At 32.4% G+C, this 534-nt stretch carries 1 pseudogene; it reads right to left on the reverse strand.

Annotated features, from left to right (window positions below):
- Window positions 1–284: pseudogene (locus RVS70_RS21960) on the reverse strand (class A beta-lactamase); the annotation flags it as partial.
- Between the last annotated feature and the right edge of the window lie 250 nt (window positions 285–534).

The raw sequence follows: 534 nt of genomic DNA on the forward strand, positions 1-534 counted from the left end.
TTGTAGGTAGATGCGTAAGCAAACCGTTTATTAGGTCGATAAGTTACTGTCTGGTTTGTACCAGTGTCGATAGCATAGACACCTAGTCGAGCGTCAAACTTTTTCTCAAGTTGAGCGAACTCTCGATGAGTCGCATGGTTTGCATGATTGTTGTGCTCTGTTTTTTCTTTTGCTTCAACTTGCAATTGTTCACCTATAAAGAATTTTACGCTTGCAAGGCTTAAACTTAGTATGCCAACACACACCCCTATTTTTAGCATCCTTGTACTTTTCAAAATGATCATTCCCTTCAGACTTTTAATATTTAAAACGGATGTTAAATTAGATACAATTGTATTGAATTTGAACATCAGTTTTTAAAATTACACTTAATAGACAATCTAAATAACAATATTGTTCCATATCTTTTAAAAAAATAATTTAACCTTAAGATAAAATAGAACCTACATAGAGAAGGGTTTTATGTTACATACAAGAAGCTTTGAATTTTTTGAGCAAATAGTTGTAATTCATCAGATACAGAAATAGGCATGC

Source organism: Virgibacillus sp. M23 (assembly GCF_034190895.1).
GTDB classification, from domain to species: Bacteria; Bacillota; Bacilli; order Bacillales; family Amphibacillaceae; genus Virgibacillus; species Virgibacillus salarius.